The sequence below is a fragment of the Streptomyces sp. NPDC051921 genome, from assembly GCF_040680975.1.
Lineage (GTDB): Bacteria > Actinomycetota > Actinomycetes > Streptomycetales > Streptomycetaceae > Streptomyces.
On the sequence record NZ_JBFAXU010000005.1, the window covers coordinates 132337 to 153779 of the forward strand.

The following is a 21443-nucleotide window of genomic DNA, read 5'->3' on the forward strand; positions in this document are numbered from 1 at the left end:
AGGGAGCGTCCCAGCCCTCGGTCCGTTCGCGTCGGGCCGGCGCCCGACCGGCCTCCGACCGCCGGTGTCCGAAAACGGTCAACCGTTGTCAGACCGACGCCATACGATCGGACGAGCTTCAACCATCACATCAGTACCGTCGGCAGCGCCCGCCCGTCGAGAGTGAGACCGTCCATGGCCCAGCAGCCGCCCCTGCTCCGCGATGTCATCGACATCAAGGAGAAAGTCTCCACCTCGGACTTCGTGCTCCAGCTCTCGGAGGCGACGACCCCCGAGGGCGCGGAGCGCGCGCTCCGGGACTACGTGGTCACGGAGCGGCTGCTGGAGAACTTCGACGAGGCGCTCGGTCTCATCAAGTCGGCGCTCGACGGCGCCACGTCCAAGGCCGCCTACCTCCACGGGTCCTTCGGTTCCGGTAAGTCGCACTTCATGGCCGTGCTCCACGCGCTGCTCAGCGGCAGCCCGGCGGCCCGTGCGCGCGACGACTTCGACCCGATACTGACGAAGCATGAGTGGCTCGGCACGGACGGGAAGAAGTTCCTGCTCGTGCCGTACCACATGCTCGGGGCCAAGGCTCTGGAACAGCGGGTCCTGGGCGGGTACGTGAGCCACGTCAAGAAGCTGCACCCTGAGGCGCCGACGCCGCAGGTGTACCGGACCGACGCCCTCTTCGACAACATCCGGTCGATGCGGGCAAGCATGGGCGATCAGGCCGTCATCGCCGGTCTCACTTCGGCGGACGGGACCGAGGACGCGAACGGCGAGGAAGAGGACGAGTGGGGCGAGTCCCTCGCCTGGGCGTGGACTCCGGAGCTGCTCGACACCGCCCTCACCGCGGAAGAGGTCCACGAGGGCGGCCAGGCCCTCAACCTGGTCCGGCCCTCCACACCCTCCGAGCTGCGGGCGCGCCTCGTGCTCGACGCGAGCACCAACTTGCTGCCAGGTTTCACCAAGAACGCGGCCGAGGACGAGCACGGGTTCATCTCGCTCGACGCCGGCCTGTCCGTGATCGCCGAGCATGCGAAGGGGCTCGGCTACGACGGTCTGATCCTGTTCCTCGACGAGCTGATCCTGTGGCTCGCGACGCTGATCCACGACCAGAAGTTCGTGGCCCGCGAGGCGAGCAAGATCACGAACTTCGTCGAGGGGGGCGACGCCCGCCGCGCCGTCCCGGTGGTCTCCTTCATCGCCCGCCAGCGCGACCTGCGCGAGCTCGTCGGCGAGGAGGTGTCCGGTGCGGCCGAGTCCTCCATCCAGGACACGCTCAACCTGGCCTCGGGCCGGTTCGACAAGATCACCCTGGAGGACCGCAACCTCCCCCAGGTCGCCCACGCCCGCCTCCTCCAGCCGAAGGACGCGGACGCCGCGGCCCTCATCAAGGCGGAGTTCGACAAGACGCGCAAGGTACGCCAGGAGGTCTGGGACACCCTGCTCGGTTCCGACCGGGGTGCGGATGGCGTCGGCGCGGACGAGGAGAGCTTCCGGCTCACGTACCCGTTCTCACCGGCCTTCATGGACACCCTCGTGCACGTGTCCTCCGCGCTGCAGCGCAACCGCACCGGTATGAAGCTGATGGGACAGCTGCTCGCCAACCATCGCAACGAGCTGCGGCTCGGCGACCTGATCCCGGTCGGCGACCTGTACCCGCTGATCACCGCGGGTGGCGACAAGCCGTTCACCGACAGCCTGAAGGTCGTCTTCGAGGCAGCGGACAAGCTGTACAAGACCAAGCTGCGCCCCTATCTCCTCCTCACGCACAACGTGTCGGAGGAGGACGTCGAGAAGTACACCAACCGCCCCGACGACATCACCGACGCGGCGCTGCGCGGCCGGATCAAGCTGTTCGTCGGTGACAACCGCATCGTCGGCACGCTGCTTCTCTCTGCTCTCGCCCCGAGCGTCCCCGCGCTCTCCGAGCTCACGATCCGCCGCCTGTCGGCCCTCAACTACGGCTCCGTCGTCGCCCCGATCCCCGGTCGCGAGTACGGCATCCTGAAGAACAAGATCGCGGAGTGGGCGGGCCGCTTCCCGGAGATCAAGGAGACCGGCACCGAGGCCAACCCCGGTGTCCGTCTCGAACTGTCCGGCGTGGACGTGGACTCGGTCATCGCCAACGCCCAGATCAACGACAACCCCGGCAACCGCAACGCGCTTGCCAAGCGGCTCCTCGCCGAGGAACTCGGCATCAATCAGGGCCAGTTGATTGACGAGTTGAACCTGGTCTGGCGCGGCACGGAGCGCAGCGTCGAAGTGATCTTCGGCAACGTCGTGGACGAGGACGAGCTGCCCGATCACGACCTGATGCCCCAGATGGATGGGCGTTGGCGACTCGTGATCGACCTGCCCTTCGACGAGGGGGAGTACGGGCCGGTCGAGGACGCCGACCGCATGCGACGGCTGCGCGAGAAGCAGGGCGAGCCGTCCCGTACGGTCGCCTGGCTGCCCACCCACCTCTCCCACCAGCGGTACGCCGACTTCCGCCGCCTCGTCGTCATCGACAAGGCGCTCGCGGACGAGCAGCGCTTCGACGGGCAGTACGCGGGACACCTGAGCCCGGACAACCGGGCCCGCGCCAAGGGGCTCCTGGAGACACAGCGGGAGTCCCTGCTCAAGAACGTCAAGGCGGCCTTCAAGCAGGCCTACGGGCTCGCCGAGAAGAAGGCCACCGACGTCGAGCTCGGGTTCGCCGACCATCTGCAGTCGCTGCGTGCGGTCGACGGGCTGACGCTCTCCTTCGGTCAGTCCCTGCGCGACGGCATCCGGCACATCGCCGGCAAGCTGCTCGCGAGCCAGTTCCCGGAGCACCCGGACCTCGACCCCGACGGCACCGGTACGGCCGTCCGGCAGGCCGATGCCAAGAAGGTCTTCGGCCACGTCCAGGCGGCGGTCGAGGCCCGCGACGGGCGGGCCGAGATCCCGGCCGCCGATCGCAACCTGATGCGCAGGGTTGCCGGGCCGCTGCGGCTCGGTCAGCAGAAGGAGGCCTACTTCGAGCTCTCCCGCTACTGGGTCGACCACTTCCAGCAGCTGGCCCGCGAGCAGGGCGTGACCGGCGACCTCAGCCTGATCACGCTGACCGACTGGACGGACCGGCCGACCCCGCGCGGCCTGCCCGCCTTCCTCAGCCGGCTCGTCGTGGCCTCGTTCGCCGAGATGGACGACCGGGTGTGGGTGCGGGCGGGCATGCCGCTCGACCCTCCTCCGGGACTGAACGAGATCAAGGAGCAGGACTCCCTGCGCAGCCAGCCGCTGCCGTCGGAGGAGGACTGGGACACCGCCCGGCAGCGGTTCACGACCGTTTTCGGTGTCCCCGCGCCGACGCTGCGCCGGGGTCGCATGGTGAACCAGCTGGCCAGGCTGATCGCCGCCGAGGCCGGCAAGTACCGCGAGGAGGCCCGTCAGCTGGTGACTGAGCTGGAGCGACATGCAGGCTTCCTCCAGCTGGACGAGACGGTGGAGACGGGGCGGCTCGCCATCGCCCGCCGGGCCGTGGAGTTGCTCGACGTGCTCACCCGCTCGGCCGGTCAGGGTGCCGCGGGGGCCAGGAAGACGGTGGAGGCGCTGGCCGCCTTCGACTTCCGCCCCGTCAGTCCCGATCGTTTCGGGACGTCCATCAAGCAGGCCGGTGCGGTGGCGAAGGAGTTGGACTCGGCCTCCTGGAGCACGCTCGACCTGGCCTCTTCCGAGGGGCCCGAGGGCGAGGCGCTGCTCGAGTCCCTCCGCAACGCCGCTCGCAGCGACCAGCGCACCAACGACCTCAAGGAGGCCCTGGCGCGCGCTCAGCGTGACGTCCTGGCGCTGGTGAAGCGGAACCGTGCGGCGGCCACCCCGCCGTCCGCTCCTGCTCCCCCGACTCCGCGGCCCGGCGACGTGGCCCTGGACACTCCGACCAGTCACCCGCAGGTCCCCGAGGAGAGCGAGCCGAGGACCGGTCCCGCTGCCGGCGGCAGCGGCACGGGTCGCCGGGTGCGCCGGTCCGGCGGGGGTCTGACGACGGCCGTACGCGCCGTCGCGGAGCTCCAGGCGGAACTCGCGGAACTGGTGGCCCAGGAGCCCGGCGCCACGATCGAGATCACCTGGCGGGTCGTCGAGTCATGAGTACGGTTGCCACCGGCACGGTCGCGGTACGGCTGAACCTCGCGACGGTCACTCAGTACCTGTCTGCCCAGTCGTCCCTGTCGGACTCCCTCGCGGGCCGGGACAGGCGTCGCGCCGTCCTGCTGCGCTCCACCCCTCAGTGGGAGGGGCCCGCCGAGCCGGTCTGGGGTGACGGGCAGTCCGCTCGCGTCGTGGCGGCGCCGTCCCCGCTCGCGGTGCACGAGCTGGTGCTCGACCACCTCGCCGACCGAGCGGCAGGCCCGGCCGTCCTCGTCGTCCTCACCGACCGGGAGCAGAACGAGCTCGACCCGGCAATCCTCGCCCGGGCCCACAAGCAGCGCATCGACGCGGTCGACAGCTGGGACGTGGTCCGGGACGCCTTCGGCGCCCAGCAGGTCGATCCGCGGCTCAAGGAGGACAACTGGGCCGCGGAGGCGCTCCTGGACGCCGCGCCTCCGGCCGGCTGGAACCGCCTCGGCGGCGGTCTGCTGTCCCGGTCCGTCGCCCTGTCCGCTCTCGCGCTGCGACGCCTGCGGCTCGGGCCGTACCAAGACGAACGGGAAGCAGGTCCACGGGATCACACCGCGGCGACCGACAGCCTGGACACGCACGCTCTGCTCGGCTGGTCGGTGACGCCGACCGGGCCCGAGAGGTTTCTCGAACTGCGCGGGCCCGAGCGATCCGGACTCGTGTCATTCCTCGGCGAACCGGACCAGGCCGGACTCGCAGGCCAGGCGATCCTCGCCCTGGTCGAGGCGGAGCACGGGCCTGACGCCGTTCCCTTCGGTCTGGTGTGTTCCGCGCTGTGGTGCCATGCAGAGCCGGGCGCTGCGACGTACACGGCACGCGGTCGGGCCGAGCGCTGGTTCGGCGAGCGGCCCCCGGCCAAGGGCGAGCAGTTCGACGTGCTGGCGGCGGCCTTCGGCCGGGCTGCGGAGGACTACGTCACGGGTCTACTGGCCAGGGCTGCCCGGGCCGGTGGCGACGGCTCCGACGAGGCGCGCGAGGCACGCAGGACCAGCGAGACGGCCCTGGACCGGGCCTCGGTACTGGTGCGCCAGTTCGGAGCGGAGGCCGCGGCCGAGGCGAGTCCCGTCCTGTCCGTGGGTCTGGAAGCCAGGTTCAAGGCCGTCGGTCAGGCGCTGGCCGCGCGCGAGCCCGGAGCGCTCGCCCGCGCGGTCACTGCTCTGGAAGATCACCGGCGGGCAAAGGGTCCGGAGAACCGGGCGCGGGTCGAACGAGCGAGGATGAGTCAGCGGCTCGTCCAGTGGCTGAGCGTCGAAGCGATCGACGAGAACCGGCCGGTGTTCGACGCGCTACAGCATCACGTGCAGGAGACCGGCTGGGTCGACCGCGCCCTGGAGCACATCGAGGCCGGCGGCGACCCCGATCCGGCGCTCGCCGCCGCGTACGACTCGCTCGCCGCTCGGATCCGTGAGCGCCGTCGCGAGATCGACCGCGACTTCGCCCGCACGCTGGCGACCTGGACGGCTGGAGGAAGCGGGCCCGGTACGGGACTGGTCGTGGAGAACTTCCTGGAGCGGGTCGTGAAGCCCGTTGTCCAGAGTCCCGGCGACCGGCGAGTGCTGCTGCTCGTCCTCGACGGCATGAGTGCGGACATCGCCACCGAGCTGGGTGAGGAACTGCGTTCCTCCTGGGCGGAGTTCGACCCGGTGGAGAACGGGATTCCGCAGCGCCGGGCCATGGCCGCTGCCCTGCCGACGTTGACGGCCGTTTCCCGGACCTCGCTCTTCGCGGGGCGTCTCGTGCAAGGAACGCAGAAGGACGAGGCTCAGCTGTTTCCCCGGCTTCCGCTCTGGGGTGGAGCGCCCGCGGCCGTCTTCCACAAGGACGACCTACGGGCCGAGAGCGCGGGCGAGACGTTCGGACCGGCCCTCACCGAGGCGCTGAATGACGGCCGTACGCACGTGGCGGTGGTCCTCAACGCCATCGACGACCGGCTCGCGAAGGAGCAGAAGCTCGGCGACGGGTCCTGGCAGGCGGCGCACATCCCCGGGCTTCTGGACCTGACGCGGGTCGCGGCGGAGCAGGGCATGGCCGTACTCGTCACCAGTGACCACGGACACGTGGTGGACCGGCACGGGACGAAGGTCGAGGCCGGGTCGCCCCTGTCCGCCCGTCACCGGACTCCGGGTGGTGACATCGGCCCCGCGGAGATCGAGCTGCGAGGAAACCGGGTCGTCGCGCCTGAGCCCGGTGCCTCGATCGTCGCCCTTTGGGATGCCGATTCCCGGTACACGGCCCGGAAGGCTGGCTACCACGGGGGCGCTTCCCTCGCCGAGTTCACCATCCCCGTCCTCGCGTTCCTGCCGTTCGGGGCCACCCCGCCACCGGCGTGGCGGGAGCTGGGCGACCAGCGGCCCCTCTGGTGGCACCTGGAGGCCACGACGTCCCAGCCCGTGGCTGCCCCGGCGCCCAAGCCGACCGTGCCCGCGAAGCGTCCGGCCAAGCAGAAGCCCAGCAAGGAGCAGGAGCGGCTGGCGCGCACCCACGACTCGCTCTTCGACGTCGCCCTCGTTCCGGCAGCGGAGCACGAGGACGCACTGGTGACCGCTGCCGTGGTCGACCCCGACGACGCCCTCGTCGCGGCGCTGTTCGCATCGGAGACGTTCAAGGGTCAGCAGGAGCTGCTCGCGCGCAAGCCCCCCGAGGGCAAGCTGAAACAGGCGATCCGCGCCCTGATCGATGCCGGCGGCACCCTGCCGGTGACGGCCCTGGCCCAGCGCGTGTCGTATCCGACGACGCGGGCCGACGGGTTCGCCGCCATCCTGCGTCAGCTCCTCAACTACGACGGCGTTCAGGTCCTGGAGACCTTGCCGGACGGCAGGACGGTCCGCCTCGACCTGCCCTTGCTGCGCGTCCAGTTCGACCTGGACTGACCATCCGTCCACACCTGCACACGATGAGCCGGGAGCCATGAGCGCAAACGACCGTGTCCTGATCAACCAGATGATCGAGGAGTGGCGGAACGCCCGCACCGTCCCTCTGTCGTTCGACGCAGCCTTCGAGCGGTTCGCGAGCGAGCATGCCCTGCACGGCTTCGGCCTGTCGGAGGAAGAGATCGAGGCCGGCATCATCGGCGGCGGAAACGACGGTGGCATCGACGGGGCCTACGTCTTCCTCGGCGGGCGCTTGCTGCACGAGGACAGCGAGATCTTCCAGTCGCCGCCGTCGTCAGCCGCCGCTCACGTGGAGGCGGGAACGCAGCTGACGCTGTGGCTCGTCCAGGCGAAGACCAGCCAGACCTTCTCCGAGCTGGCTCTGGACAAGGTCGCGGCCACCTGCAAGACCCTCCTGGACATGGAGGTCGACGAGGATGCCGCCGCCATTCTCTTCAGCGAAGACCTGCTGGCCCGCTTCAGGCTCTTCCGGGACGCCCTGAAGCGTCTGGCGCACCGCCATCCCACGATGCTCATCAAGTTCTCGTACGTGACGCGCGGTGAGGCGTCCGAGGTTCACGTCAAGGTTCGGACGAAGGCGAAGCTGCTGGAGGCCCAGCTCACCCAGGCGTTCGCCATCTCGAAGGGCGAGGTCGAGTTCCTCGGTCCGGCCGAGCTGTGGCAGCGGGCCAGCACCCTCCCGTCGTACACCCTGGAGCTTCCCTACCGGGAGAGCATCACCCACGACACGAGCCACATCGCTCTGGTCGGCCTGGGCGAGTACATCGACTTCCTCAGCGACGAGACGGGCACGATCAAGTCGCACATCTTCGACTGGAACGTCCGCGACTACCAGGGCAACGTCGAGGTCAACCGGGAGATCACCGCCTCGCTCCAGAAGGCCGACGCACCCGAATTCTGGTGGCTCAACAACGGCATCACGATCGTGTGCTCCCAGGCCACCTCGGTCGGCAAGCGCCTCAGCCTGTCCGACGTGCAGATCGTCAACGGCCTCCAGACCTCCTACACGCTCCACGAAACCCTGCGTGAGCTGTACGCCGCCGAGCCGACCGCCTCCGTCTTCGACCGTCTCGTGCAGGTGCGGATCCTCGTCACCACGGACCAGGCCGCGCGCGACGCGGTGATCCGGGCCACCAACCGGCAGACCAGCGTGCCCGTCGCCTCACTGCGCGCCACGGACGACATCCAGCGGCAAATCGAGTCGTACTTCTTCGAGCACGAGTGGTTCTACGACCGCCGCAAGAACTTCTACCGGAACCAGGGCAAGCCGGCCGACCGCATCGTCAGCATTCCGCTCCTCGCCCAGGCCGTGATGGCCATGGCGCTCGGGCAGCCGGACCACGCGCGGGCCAGGCCGTCCAGCCTGCTGAAGTCGGACACTGACTACCGGCGGGTGTTCTCCGAGAAGACGGAGCTCCCGGTGTACCTGTGGCTCGCCCGGGCCCAGCGCCTGGTGGACGAGTTCCTCCAGACGGCCCCGGAGCCTGTCTCCCGCTCCGAACACACCAACCTGCACTTCCATCTGGCAATGCTCGGCGCGGTCGACCTGATCGGGCGCGTGTTCAACAGGCCGGAGATGCTTGCGAACGCGGCCCGGGAGGACGTCTTCCCCACGACCGCGCGCCTCGAGTCGCTCTGGTCCTCGCTCCAGGAACAGTTCGTGCTCTTCCAGAAGGAGCGGCAGTGGGGGCCGGACAAGACGGCGAAGAGCGCCGAGTTCGTCGCCCATCTCACGGAGGCACTCGGCTACGGCGTCCTGCCCCGCCGATGACCGACCTCGGATTTCGTGCCCGCATCGATGGGACAATGCGCGGGTGAGCGCACCTCGTCCCACCGTCGTATCCGCCGCCCGCCGGCGCACCGCCCTCGACGCCCTCCGGCGCGGAGCGGTGCCCGAGAGCGGTTTGGATCTGCTGGCCACCGGCCTCGACCGCTTCGAGTCCGCCCTCGATGCGGAACTCGAAGCGGTCGCCTCCGGCGCGTCGGTGTTCAAGGCCGTCCGGGGCGAGTACGGCTCGGGCAAGACCTTCTTCACCCGCTGGCTCGGCGAGCGGGCCAAGCAGCGGAACTTCGCGGTCTCCGAGATCCAGGTCTCGGAGACGGAGACGCCCCTGCACAAGCTGGAGACGGTCTACCGGCGTCTCACCGAACGGCTGGCGACGACGAGCTTCCCGCCGAGCGCCCTGCGGCCCGTGGTGGACGCCTGGTTCTACGCCCTGGAGGAGGACGCTCTCGCGGACGGCGCCGACGAGCAAGACCTGGACGACGCGGTGGAGCGGCTGCTGACCGCCCGGCTCACGGAGGTCTCACGGCACGCCCCTTCCTTCGCCACCGCCCTGCGCGGCTACCGGTCCGCACTCGCCGAAGGCGACGAAGCGACGGCGGCGGCCGTCCTCGCCTGGCTCGGCGGCCAGCCCCACGTGGCCGCGGCCGCCCGCCGCTCCGCGGGAGTACGGGGGGACCTCGACCACTTCGGTGCCCTGGGCTTCCTCCAGGGGCTGCTGACGGTGCTGCGGGACTCCGGGCACCGGGGACTGTTCGTCGTCCTTGACGAGGTGGAGACCCTCCAGCGGGTACGGTCGGACGCCCGCGACAAGGCGCTGAACGCCCTCCGCCAGCTCATCGACGAGGTCCACTCCGGCCGTTTCCCCGGCCTCTACCTCGTCATCACGGGAACGCCGGCGTTCTTCGACGGCCAGCAGGGCGTCCAACGGCTCGCACCGCTCGCCCAGCGGCTGGCCACGGACTTCACGACGGATCCGCGCTTCGACAACCCGCGCGCGGTGCAGCTGCGCCTGACCGGGTTCACCCAGGACTCGCTGACCTCCCTCGGCGTGAACATCCGCGACCTCTACGCCTCCGGTGCCACGGCCCCTGATCGCGTCAGGGCGCTGGCCGACGATGCGTACATCGGCGAGCTCGCCCGCGCGGTGGGAGGATCGCTCGGTGGCAAGGTCGGTGTGGCCCCCCGGCTCTTTCTGAAGAAGCTCGTCGGTGACGTTCTCGACCGCATCGACCAGTTCGAGGACTTCGACCCGAGGCAGCATTACCGCCTCACCGTGACGAGCAGCGAACTGACGGACGTGGAACGGAACCTGGCCGCGGCGGTCTCCGCCGACGGCATCGACCTGGACCTGTGATGACGCACGCCGCGGACCCCGTCGACCGACTTGACCCCGTGGTCCTGCACCACGTGGTCAACACCCTCGGCTGGCCTGATCTGCGGCCCCTTCAGCGTGCCGCCATCGATCCGGTGATGGACGGCGTCGACGCGGTACTGCTCGCGCCCACGGCCGGTGGAAAGACCGAGGCCGCCTGCCTCCCGATCCTTTCGGCCATGACCGCCGGGAACTGGACCGGTACCTCGGTCCTCTACCTCTGCCCGCTCAAGGCGCTCCTCAACAACCTGGTGACGCGCATCGACGGCTACGCCCAGTGGCTCGGCCGCAGCGCTGCCCTGTGGCACGGTGACACCAAGGAATCCCAGCGGCGCCGCATCCGTACCGAGCGGCCCGACATCCTGCTGACCACGCCGGAGTCCCTGGAGGCCATGCTCATCGGCGTGAAGACCGATCACGCCCACCTGCTGGGAGGTGTCAGGGCCGTCGTGGTGGACGAGGTGCACGCCTTCGCGGGCGACGACCGGGGCTGGCACCTCCTCGCCGTCCTCGAACGCCTGCAGCGGGTGACGGGGCGGGCCATCCAGCGGATCGGGCTGTCGGCGACCGTCGGCAACCCCAAGGAGCTCCTGGCCTGGCTGCAGGGCGCGAAAGCAGGACAGCGTCCGGGCACTGTCGTTTCGCCGGACACCTCGCCCGCCGCGAAGACGCTTCCCGCCGGCAACGCCTCCCCGCCGCCCGGGGACGTGGAACTGGACTACGTCGGGTCCCTCGACAACGCCGCCAAGGTCATCGCGGCCCTCCACAGGGGCGAGAAGCGCCTGGTCTTCTGCGACTCCAGGCGACAGGTGGAGGAATTGGGCGCCGCGCTGCGGGCACGGGACGTCACCGTGTTCCTCTCGCACGCCTCCCTCTCGGCCGACGAGCGGGCCAGATCTGAGCAGGCCTTCGCCGAAGCACGGGACTGCGTCATCGTCGCCACCTCCACCCTGGAACTGGGAATCGACGTCGGCGACCTGGACCGGGTCATCCAGATCGACGCCCCCGCCACCGTCGCCTCCTTCCTCCAGCGCATCGGCCGGACCGGACGGCGCTCCGGCTCCACACGGAACTGTCTCTTCCTGGCCACTCACAAGGACACGCTGCTGCAGGCCGCCGGACTGCTCCTGCTGTGGGGGCGGAACTGGGTCGAACCCGTCGTGGCGCCGCCGGAGCCCCGTCACCTCGTCGCCCAGCAGCTCCTCGCGGTCGCCCTGCAGGAGCACAAGCTGGGTGACCAGCTGTGGTCGGAGCAGTGGAACGGGCTCGCGCCCTTCGACCGCTCCGCTGCTCCCGTCTTGCGCCACCTCGTGGACGAAGGGTTCCTGGAGTCGGATGGAGGCATGCTGTTCATCGGCCAGGAGGCCGAGCGTCGATTCGGACGGCGGCACTTCATCGAATTGACAGCGTCCTTCACGGCGCCGCCCCAGTTCACCGTGTTGTCCGGCCGCACCGAGATCGGCCGGATGGATCCCTCGGTCCTCACGGAGGAGCGTCCCGGCCCGCGCAGGCTGCTTCTGGCCGGCCGCAGCTGGCAGGTGACGTTCATCGACTGGGGCCGCAAGCGGGTGTTCGTCGAGCCCGTAGAGAGCGGCGGTGTCGCGAAGTGGTCCAGCGGATCGGTCGCCGGCCTCTCGTACGCGCTCACCCGTGCGATGCGCGAGGTTCTGCTGGGCGAGGACCCGCCCGTGGCGCTCACCCGCAGGGCCGACGTCTGTCTGCAAGAGTGGCGCTCCGACCAGGCGCCGCACATGGTGCATCCCGGCGGCACCCTCGTGGTGCGGCACGGAAACGACGTCCGCTGGTGGACGTGGGCGGGCTACCGCGCCAACGCGACGCTCGGCGCGACGCTGGGGGCGATCGCCGACCCCGTGCAGCGTCCGACCGACTGCTGCGTCCGCCTGCGGGAGGACCTGACTCAGGACATGTGGCGGAGTGCCCTCAAGGCCGCGGAATCCGGTCCTGCTCTGGTCCTTCCTGACGTCGACCGGCGGGCGGTGGCGGGCCTGAAGTTCTCTTCCGCATTGCCGAAACGTCTTGCCGCGGCGACGGTCGCGGCGAGGCTGGCGGACTTCGACGGGGCACGCACAGCGCTGTCGGAGCGGACCAGGTTCCAGACTGCGTAGTCACGTCAGTCACAGCTTTATCGACCCACCGTCAACCCAACTGTGCAATAGAGTTGTTGGTGCTGCGCCCCTTCCCGGAGGGTATATCAGCGGTATTCAGGCGCCGGTTCTCGTCCGCGGCTGAAGAGTCGTTTCCCTCGCGTCTCGTACGTGAGGTGAGTGCCGATGCCCGGAAGGGCGGCCGTGCCATTCCAACGTCGAACCAACGAGTGGTGTGCGTGAGCCCCGTTGAGTGCAAGTCTGCGCGTCGCAACAAGATCCGCAGGACACGGATTCATCCGTGGCGTTGTGTAGATAGTCGAATCCGCTATTCGAAGGCAAGACCCTGGAACGGCCCGCGGTCGCTCCTGAAAGCGTTGTAGTACTCGCGCCGTTGTAGAGCCGGATGGGCCTTCGCCTTGTCCATACCCCCGACGTACACCAGGTCAGCGGTCGCCTATTCCACGCTGGTGACAACTCGACCAACACCTCAGCTCGATCAGGTGTACGGAGGGCCGGTTCTAGTCGGGATGGCGGCCCACCAGGACGACGTCGATCAGCCGCGGGCTGTCGAGAGGTTCGTCGATCGTGCGGCACACTCGACGATCATCTGTACGTTCCCGCATGCCGCCACCAGATCGCCAGCCAGGCTCACCAGGCTCTGCGCCCAGGCGGAGCGCTCGGTGAGAGAAGTTTCAGACTTGCGGAAGTGCCGCTATCGCGCGGCGCGATGCGGCACCATCAGGCGCCGGGCATTGAGAGTGAGCAAATCCTGCGCCGCCATTTTCAGCAGAAGCATGGACACGAGGTGGTTCCCCAGGGCACGAGTGACTCGTATGGATGGGGGCATGTCCTCCTGAGGAAGCCCATCGGGCCGCAGTCTTCGCCAACGATCTTATGCGTAGCCGTTCGGAATCGCGACGTTTCGATCAAGGCCCCGCCCCCTTCCGGTACGCCGGTGGGTGACGGGTCCTCGTCCCGCTCTCGGCCACGGCCTGCCCGTCGGCTCAAGCCTCGCAGCCGGCCTCGGTGTCGGTCCCGCCCTCGCCGTCGCAGTCGTCGGTTCCCGCGCCGCCGTTGAGGGAGTCGGGGCCGGGGCCGCCGCGCAGGCGGTCGTCGCCGTCGCCACCGCCCAGGGTGTCCGCGCCGCCGGCGGTGCCGCTCGTGGCGTCGAGGGTCAGGGCGTCGACGTTGTCGCCGAGGACGACGTCGTCGCCGCCCCTGCCGTTGACGACGTCGTCGCCCGCCGTGGAGCCCGCGGGGTCGCCCACCAGGCTGTCGCCGACCAGGGTGATCTCGTCCGCAGAACCGCCGCTGACGCGGTCGTTCCCGGAGCCGAGGGCCCGGCCGAAGGAGCTCTGGTGGTCACCCGTGGCGCCGAACCCGCCGTCCGGGCCCAGGTCGATGTAGTCGTCGCCGCCCGCGCCGACCGCGTCGCCCTCGAACACGGAGGTGTCGCCCACCGCGAAGTCGAAGGCGCCCCGGCCCATCAGGATCACGTCGTCCCCGGAGCCCTCGGCCGCCACGCTGCCGAGCGAGTCCCCGACGACGTAGTCGTCGCCGTCGCCGCTGTTGACGTAGTCGTTCGCGCCGCCGTCGGCCCTCATGCCGGAGCTGTCACCGGTGATGCCGTCGTCTCCGACGCCGCCGTGGAGCGTGTCCGCCGCCGCCCCCTCGGCCAGGTCGTCGGCCTCGACGCCCGCCGTCGCGTTGTCTCCGGTGATGCTGTCGTGGCCCGCGCCGCCGGTCACCCGGTCGCGCCCGACGGGGCCGGTCACGTCGCCGCTCACGGCGTAGGTGTCGCCGATCAGCGTGTCGTCGTCGAGGCCGCCGTCCAGCTGGTCGTCGCCCTCGCCGCCCGAGACGCTGTCGTTGCCGGCGCCGCCGACGAGCCTGTCGTGGCCGCCGAGGCCGCAGATCTTGTCGTCGCCGCCCCCGCCGTCGACGACGTCGGTCCCCGGCGTGCCGATGATGACGTCGTCGCCGGGGGTCCCCTCGGTGCCGGTGACCGTGGCCACCGCCCCGAAGCACGTCACCGGCTGGGCCCCCGCCTCCCCCGCCCCCAGCCCCACCAGGGCCGCCGCGGCCAGCGCCTGGGCCCCGAGGGCGGCCACCACCAGGCGTCCGCGTGGTCGCCGAGGCCCTGCGGCGTGTGTGTCCTGTCGTCCGTGCACGGGTGTCTCTCCTTCGATGGGCGACTGCTGCCTGGCGCTCACTGTGCGTGTGCGGCGGCGGCTGACGGCCGCTCACCGAGGGATGCTCCGGTGTTTTCATCCGATCGGATTCTGATACGCCCTCGGTCGGGGCTCCACCTGGCGGTTCCCCCCGGGGCCCCGCCTGGGTATTCATGGGGCGGGACCGCTGTTCGCCGACGTCGATCCGGTCCGAGGGAGGCACGGACGGTGCATCACTACACGGGTCCCGGCAGCGCGGTGGAGTCCAACGAGTACCTGAGGAGACTGGCGGACGGCGGCGCGCGGGCGCTGGCCGTCGTGGTCGACGTGCCCACCCGGCAGGGTTACGACTCCGACAGCCGCGAGGCCGCCGGGCGGGTGGGGCGGGCCGGGGTGGCGATCGACTCGGTCGACGACATGCGCGTGCTCTTCCGGGGGATCCGGCTGGGCGCGGTGTCGGTGACCTTGACCGCCGCGGACCCGGCCGGGGTGCTGCTCCTGCTGTGCCAGCTGGTCGGCGAGGAGCAGGGCGTTCCGGCCCGGCGGATGAAGGGTGTCCTGGGTACCGGGGGCACGGGCGGGCCGCGGGTCTTCCCGACGTCCGCCGTGCCGCGGCCGGGCGCCGACGTCCTCGCGTACCTCCGCGCCGAACTGCCCGGCTGGACCGTCCGCGCGGTGGCCGCTCCCCCGCCGGACGCGGCCTGTCTGCCGTGCCCGGCGCTGGAGTCCCGGCAGCGGGAGAGACTCGCGAAGCTGCGGGCCTGGCGGGACCAGGACCTGGTGGGCGAGGCGCTGTTGCGGGTGCACAAGGCCGCGTGGGGCACGGACGGGGTGCTCCCGCCGATGAAGGACGCCCTCCGGTCGGGGGCGACGGTGGGCGAGGTCTACGGGACGCTGCGCGAGGTGTGGGGCGGAGGGATCGGCCCCCAGGGACCACCACCGCGCCGGGCGTGAGGCCCGAGATCGGCCCGCGCACAGGGACCCCCGCGACGCCGGGCGGGCAGCCGGGTCGACCTCCAGGGACCACCGCGCCCGGCGTGAGGCCGGGGGCTCGCCCCGGCGCCGCGGGCGCTCAGCCCGGTGGCATCATCGCCCCGCCCTTCAGGCGTTCGATGTCCGAGGCGCGGACCTTGATGACGAACAGGGCGATGAAGAAGGCGACCACGCCGAAGATGGCGGCCGTGATGAATCCGGCCGAGACGCCGGAGGTGAGCACCTGGTCGCTCCACGGTGGGGGCAGCTCGCCGGTCTTGGCGAACTGGGCCTTCTGCAGGGGGGTCGCCTGGGAGAGGAAGAGGGGCACCTGGGTGTCCGCCTCGTTGCGGCTCGCGGTGCCGAAGACCGTGACCAGGATCGACAGGCCGAGCGAACCGCCCACCTGCTGCATGGCGTTGAGCAGTCCGGAGGCGGCTCCGGCCTCGCGCTGTTCGACGTTGGACAGCGCCATGATGGTGAGCGATACGAACATCAGGCCCATGCCGAGGCCGAAGACGAGGATCGGCCCGAGGATGCTGCCGAGGTAGGTGGAGTCGACGTCGGTCAGGGTCAGCCAGGACAGGCCCGCGGCGGCCAGGAGCGAACCGGTCACCATGAAGGGTTTGGGTCCGTAGCGCGGCAGCAGGTTGGAGGTGAGCCCCGCGCCGACCGCGATGATCGCGCTGACCGGCAGGAAGGCGAGGCCGGTCGCCAAGGGGCTGAAGCCGAGGACCTGCTGGACGAACAGGGTGAGGAAGAAGAACATCCCGAAGATCGCCGCCGCCAGGCACAGCATGATGGCGTAGGTGCCCGAGCGGTTGCGGTCGGCGAACATGTGCAGCGGGGTGATGGGCTGCTGCGAGCGCCGTTCGTTGAGGATGAAGGCCAGGAGCAGGAGGATCGCCGCCACGAAGGAGCCGATGGTGTACGGATCCCGCCAGCCCTCCTGGGCGGCGCGGATGAAGCCGTACACCAGGGCGACCATGCCGAGGGTCGAGAAGAGGGCGCCGGCGAGGTCGAAGTGCCCGGGGTGCCGTTCGGACTCCTTGACGTGCCGGGGCGTGAGGAAGGCGATGAGCACGGCGATCGGCACGTTCACGAAGAAGATCCAGCGCCAGTCGAGCCATTCGACGAGCATGCCGCCGGCCACCAGGCCGATCGCGCCGCCACCCGCCGAGACGCCCGCGAAGACGCCGAAGGCCCGGTTGCGTTCGGGCCCTTCGTCGAAGGTCGTGGTGATCAGGGAGAGGGAGGTCGGCGAGGCGATGGCGCCGCCGACGCCCTGGAGGGCGCGGGCGGCGAGGAGTTGCCATTCGCTCTGGGCGAGGCCGCAGAAGAGCGAGGCGAGTCCGAAGAGCAGGACGCCGAACATGAACACCCGGCGCCGGCCCAGGATGTCACCGGCGCGACCGCCGAGGAGCAGCAGGCCGCCGAAGGTCAGCGTGTAGGCGTTGACCACCCACGACAGGCTCGTGGTGGAGAAGTCCAGCGCTTCCTGGATGTGTGGGAGCGCGATGTTCACGATGGTGATGTCGAGGACCACCATCAGCTGGCAGGAGGCGATCACGAACAGGGCGATGCCCTTGCCGTCGCCGCCCGACTTGGGGGCGACGGTCTGTTGCGGGGTCGTCGGCTTCGGGGTACTCATGGGGCATCGCGCCCTCACCTGAGGGAATAGGCCGGTCAGTCCACCTTTCGACACTAAGCCCGGCCCCCGGCAGTGACCAGTTGATCAAGGGTGGCGCGCGGAACGCCGGTCAGTCCATCACCGCGAACCCGTCCACCTCGACCAGGGCCTGCTCGTCCCACAGGCGGACCACCCCGATCACGGCCATCGCCGGGTAGTCGCGGCCGGCCAACCGGTGCCAGATGCGCCCGAGTTCGGGGGCGTGCCGGCGGTAGGCGTCGACGTCCGTGGTGTAGACGGTGACGCGGGCGAGGTCGGCGGGCGAGCCACCGGCGTGCCGAAGGGCGGCGAGCAGGTTGGCGAGTGCCGTCTCGAACTGCTCGGGCAGGGTCTCGCCGGTGACCTTGCCGTCCCGGTCGAGGCTGGTCTGGCCGGCGAGGAAGGCCAGCCGCGTGCCGGTGGCGGTGACGGCGTGGGTGAAGCCGGTGGGCGGGGAGAGCTCGGCGGGGTTGTGGCGGTGCAGGCTCATGGACGGACCTCCCGGTAGAGCTCCTTGGCGATGATGGTGCGTTGGACCTCGGTGGCCCCTTCGTAGATCCGGGGTGCCCGCACCTCCCGGTAGAGGTGTTCGAGGAGGTGTCCGCGCCGCAGGGCGCGGGCGCCGTGCAGCTGTACGGCGGTGTCGACGACGTACTGGGCGGTCTCGGTCGCGAGCAGTTTCGCCATGGCGGCGCGGCGCGGCACGTCCGTCTCCCCGCGGTCGTACGCCTCGGCCGCCGCGTAGACAAGGAGTCGGGCGGCCTCGGTGCGGGTGGCCATCTCGGCGACCTGGTGGGCGACGGCCTGGAGGTCGGCGAGGACGCCGCCGAAGGCGGGCCGGGCCGCGGTGTGGGCGAGGGTGGCGTCGAGGGCCGCCTGGGCCATGCCGACGGCGAAGGCGCCGACGCTGGGCCGGAAGAGGTTGAGGGTGGTCATGGCGACGCGGAAGCCGTCGCCGGGCGCGCCGAGGACGTCCTCGGGCCCGACGGGCACACCGTCGAAGACGAGGCTGCCGAGGGCGTGCGGCGCGAGCATGTCGAAGGCCTCACCGGTGAGCCCGGGGCGTCCGGCGGGCACGAGGAAGGCGGTGACGCCGTGGGCGCGGCCCGCGCTTTCGCCCGTTCGGGCGAAGACGGTCGCGAAGTCCGCCTCGGGCGCGTTCGAGATCCAGCGCTTCTCGCCGTGCAGGCGCCAGCCGCCGGTCGCCGGGTCGGGCACGGCTTCCAGGGCCAGGGCGGCGGCGTCGGAGCCGGCGCCGGGTTCGGAGAGGGCGAAGGCGGCGACGGCGCGGCCGGAGACGACCTCGGGGAGCCAGCGGGCGCGCTGGGCGGGGCTGCCGTGGGCGGCGACTGGGTGGGCACCGAGGCCCTGGAGGGCGAGGGCCGTCTCGGCCTCGGTGCAGGCGTGGGCGAGGGACTCGCGCATGAGGCACAGGTCGAGCGCCCCGGAGTCGAAGAGGCGGGCGAGCAGTCCGTGCGCCCCGAGGGCGGCGACGAGGGGGCGGTTGACGCGGCCGGGCTCGCCCTTGTCGGCGAGGGGGCGCAGCTGCTCGGCCGCGAGGCCGCGGAGCGACGCGCACCAGGCGGTCTGTTCGGGATCGAGCGAGAATGCGGCCATCGGGGCCCTCTCTGGCGCGCCCGTCGGCCGCCGGGACGGCGACGAGCTGGCTTGTATCGCGAACCGTTGACTGTCGTCACCATCACGATACGCTCGTGAGGCGACGGTGGACCCCGTCTCGAATCCACGCAAGCCCTGAGCCACGCCAGCCGCTCTATCGATGAACATCCCACCGAACAGGGGGACGGACGTGGAGCTGACGCCCTCGGCCCATCTGGACACCTTCACCCGCGACCACCTGCCGCCCGCCGGACAGTGGCCGGAGCTCCTCTTCGACCTGCCGTCCCTCGCGTACCCCGATCGGCTCAACTGCGGGACCGAGCTCCTCGACCGCACGGTGGAACGATTCGGCGCCGACCGCGAGGTGTTCCGGGACGGCGAGGGCGGCGTCTGGACGTACGGGCAGCTGCGCGAGCGGGTCGACCGCATCGCCCATGTGCTCGACACCGACCTCGGCGTCCGCCCGGGCAACCGGGTGCTGCTCCGCGGCCCCACCACCCCCTGGCTCGCGGCCTGCTGGCTCGCCGTGATGAAGGCCGGAGCGGTCGCCGTGACCGTGCTCGCCCAGCAGCGGGCCCGGGAACTGGCCGTGCTGTGCGAGATGGCCCGCTGCAGCCACGCGCTCTGCGACGTGCGGGCCGTCGACGAACTCCTCGCGGCGCGGGTGCCCGGCCTGCGCGTCACCCCGTACGGCGGGGACGGCCCCGACGACCTGCTCACCCTCTCCATCGGCAAGCCCGCGCGGTACGAGGCGGTGGACACCGCCGCCGACGACGTGGCGCTCATCGCCTTCACCTCCGGGACCACCGGTCGCCCCAAGGGGTGCCTCCACTTCCACCGGGACGTGCTCGCCGCCGCCGACACCTTCTCCGCGCACGTCCTGCGTCCGGAGCCGGACGACGTCTTCGCCGGCTCCCCGCCGCTCGGCTTCACCTTCGGCCTCGGCGGGCTCGTCGTCTTCCCCCTGCGGGCCGGGGCGTGCGCGGTGCTGCTGGAGCAGGCGGGACCGCAGCAGCTGCTGGCCGCGATCGACCGGCACCGGGTGTCCGTGCTGTTCACCGCGCCGACCGCGTACCGGGTGATGCTGGAGGAGCTCGGCAAGCCCGGGCACGACCGCGACCTCGGCTCGCTGCGCCGCTGCGTGTCGGCGGGCGAGAACCTGCCGACCGGGACCTGGGAGGCCTGGCGGGAGCGCACGGGCCTGAAGCTGATCAACGGCATCGGTGCGACCGAACTGATGCACATCTTCATCTCCGCCGCCGACGGCGAGATACGCCCCGGCACCACCGGACGGCCGGTGCCCGGCTGGCAGGCGCGGATCGTCGGCCGCGACGGGACGGGCCTGAAGGAGCTGCCGGACGGCGAGGAGGGGCTGCTCGCGGTGCGCGGCCCGGTCGGCTGCCGCTACCTCGCCGACCCGCGTCAGACGGAGTACGTGCACGACGGCTGGAACATCACGGGAGACACCTACGTCCGCGACCCGGACGGCTACTTCCGCTACGTGTCCCGCGCCGACGACATGATCATCTCGGCCGGGTACAACATCGCCGGACCCCAGGTCGAAGAGGCCCTCCTCGCCCACCCGGACGTCGTGGAGACGGCGGTGATCGGCCGGCCCGACGAGCTGCGCGGCCAGGTCGTGGTGGCGTACACGGTGGTGCGGGACGGGGTGCCGCACGACTCGGCCACGGCGGCGGCGCTGCGGGCCTTCGTCCGCGCCCGCCTCGCCCCGTACAAGGCGCCCCGGGAGATCGTCTTCATGGACGCGCTCCCCCGCACCGCCACCGGGAAGCTGCAGCGCTACCGGCTGCGGGACGACGGCGCGGGACCCGGCCCCCTAAAGTGATCACGTGGCCGAGCAGCACACCCCCCGATCCCTGATCGTCTCCCTGTACGGCGCGTACGGACGGTTGCCCGACGGCGCGCCGATGCCGGTGGCGGAGCTGATCCGGCTCCTCGCCGTGCTCGGGGTGGACGCCCCGTCGGTGCGCTCCTCCGTCTCCCGGCTGAAGCGCCGCGGGCTGCTGCTGCCCGGCCGCACGGCGGACGGCGCCGCCGGGTACGCGCTGTCGGACGACGCGCGGATGCTCCTGGAGGACGGCGACCGCCGGATCTACGCCCGCGCGGAGCCGGACCTGTCGGACGGCTGGGTGCTCGCCGTGTTCTCCGTCCCCGAGGCCGAGCGCTACAAGCGCCACCTGCTGCGCTCGCGGCTCGCCCGGCTCGGCTTCGGCACGGCCGCGCCGGGCGTCTGGATCGCGCCTGCCCGCCTGTACGAGGAGACCCGGCACACCCTGGAGCGGCTCGACCTCGCCGCGTACGTGGACCTGTTCCGCGGCGACCACCTGGGCTTCGCGCCGACGGCGGAGGCGGTGGCCCGCTGGTGGGACCTGCCGTCGATCGCCAAGCTCCACGAGCAGTTCCTGGACGCCCACGAGCCGGTCCTGCGCACCTGGTCGACCACCCCGGGCACCCCGGGCACCCCGGGCACCCCGGGCACCCCGGGCACTCCGGAAGAGGCCTACCGCGCCTACCTCCTCGCCCTCGACTCCTGGCGCCGTCTGCCCTACGCGGACCCGGTGCTGCCGCTCGCCCTCCTCCCGGAGAACTGGCCGGGCACCCGCTCGGCGGAGGTCTTCCTGGCGCTGCACGAGCGCCTGCACGCGCTGGGCGGGGAGTTCGTGCGCGTGTAGCCGGCCCTGGGCGCCTCCTCAGGCCGTGGGGTGGGA

The 21443-nt window shown here is 71.1% G+C and carries 12 protein-coding genes; 8 read left to right on the forward strand and 4 right to left on the reverse strand.

What is annotated here, in order from left to right; all coding sequences use genetic code 11:
• The first annotated feature begins 174 nt into the window (after positions 1-174).
• Genes AB0M16_RS09110 through AB0M16_RS09130 form a run of 5 tightly spaced genes read left to right on the forward strand, consistent with a single transcriptional unit; the run spans position 175 to position 12303 of the window.
• Positions 175-4098 carry a DUF6079 family protein gene (locus tag AB0M16_RS09110; protein WP_365340465.1) on the forward strand — a complete coding sequence of 1308 codons (3924 nt, stop codon included), beginning with the start codon at positions 175-177 and terminating at the stop codon, positions 4096-4098.
• On the forward strand, positions 4095-6998 hold the full coding sequence (pglZ, locus tag AB0M16_RS09115) for a BREX-2 system phosphatase PglZ (RefSeq protein ID WP_365340467.1): 2904 nt from the start codon (positions 4095-4097) through the stop codon (positions 6996-6998). The genes AB0M16_RS09110 and pglZ overlap by 4 nt, the downstream gene beginning before the upstream one ends.
• Before the next feature lie 37 nt (positions 6999-7035).
• Positions 7036-8790 (forward strand): AIPR family protein, encoded by a 1755-nt coding sequence (locus tag AB0M16_RS09120; protein ID WP_365340470.1) that lies wholly within the window; start codon positions 7036-7038, stop codon positions 8788-8790.
• A 43-nt stretch (positions 8791-8833) separates the two neighbouring features.
• A complete protein-coding gene (brxD, locus tag AB0M16_RS09125; RefSeq protein WP_365340472.1) occupies positions 8834-10159 on the forward strand; it encodes a BREX system ATP-binding protein BrxD in 1326 nt (441 codons plus the stop codon).
• Positions 10159-12303 carry a DEAD/DEAH box helicase gene (locus tag AB0M16_RS09130; RefSeq protein WP_365340474.1) on the forward strand — a complete coding sequence of 715 codons (2145 nt, stop codon included), beginning with the start codon at positions 10159-10161 and terminating at the stop codon, positions 12301-12303. The genes brxD and AB0M16_RS09130 overlap by 1 nt, the downstream gene beginning before the upstream one ends.
• 986 nt (positions 12304-13289) lie before the next feature.
• Here AB0M16_RS09130 and AB0M16_RS09135 read toward each other — a convergent pair.
• Positions 13290-14396, reverse strand: a complete 1107-nt coding sequence (locus AB0M16_RS09135) for a hypothetical protein (protein WP_365340476.1) — start codon at positions 14394-14396, stop codon at positions 13290-13292.
• A gap of 288 nt (positions 14397-14684) precedes the next feature.
• On the opposite strand from AB0M16_RS09135, the gene AB0M16_RS09140 reads away from it, so the two are divergent.
• Entirely contained in the window at positions 14685-15410 is a 726-nt protein-coding gene (locus AB0M16_RS09140) for a methylmalonyl-CoA mutase family protein (RefSeq protein WP_365340477.1), read from the forward strand.
• A 118-nt stretch (positions 15411-15528) separates the two neighbouring features.
• Here the strand turns inward: AB0M16_RS09140 and AB0M16_RS09145 are convergent, their stop codons facing one another.
• The 3 genes from AB0M16_RS09145 to AB0M16_RS09155 all read right to left on the reverse strand — a co-directional run bounded on the left by AB0M16_RS09145 (position 15529) and on the right by AB0M16_RS09155 (position 18714).
• Positions 15529-17079, reverse strand: coding sequence for an MFS transporter (locus AB0M16_RS09145; protein WP_365340479.1), 1551 nt, complete (start codon positions 17077-17079; stop codon positions 15529-15531).
• Positions 17080-17188: 109 nt separating this feature from the next.
• Positions 17189-17587, reverse strand: a complete 399-nt coding sequence (locus AB0M16_RS09150; RefSeq protein WP_365340481.1) for a RidA family protein — start codon at positions 17585-17587, stop codon at positions 17189-17191.
• Positions 17584-18714 (reverse strand): acyl-CoA dehydrogenase, encoded by a 1131-nt coding sequence (locus AB0M16_RS09155; protein ID WP_365340483.1) that lies wholly within the window; start codon positions 18712-18714, stop codon positions 17584-17586. Before AB0M16_RS09155 ends, AB0M16_RS09150 begins: the two co-directional genes overlap by 4 nt.
• Positions 18715-18874: 160 nt before the next feature.
• Between AB0M16_RS09155 and AB0M16_RS09160 the strand changes: the two genes are divergently transcribed.
• Both AB0M16_RS09160 and AB0M16_RS09165 read left to right on the forward strand, forming a co-directional pair.
• Positions 18875-20560 (forward strand): AMP-binding protein, encoded by a 1686-nt coding sequence (locus tag AB0M16_RS09160; protein ID WP_365340485.1) that lies wholly within the window; start codon positions 18875-18877, stop codon positions 20558-20560.
• 4 nt (positions 20561-20564) lie between these two features.
• Positions 20565-21407: a PaaX family transcriptional regulator C-terminal domain-containing protein gene (locus AB0M16_RS09165; RefSeq protein ID WP_365340487.1), complete on the forward strand. Its 843-nt coding sequence runs from the start codon at positions 20565-20567 to the stop codon at positions 21405-21407.
• The last annotated feature ends 36 nt before the right edge of the window (positions 21408-21443 follow it).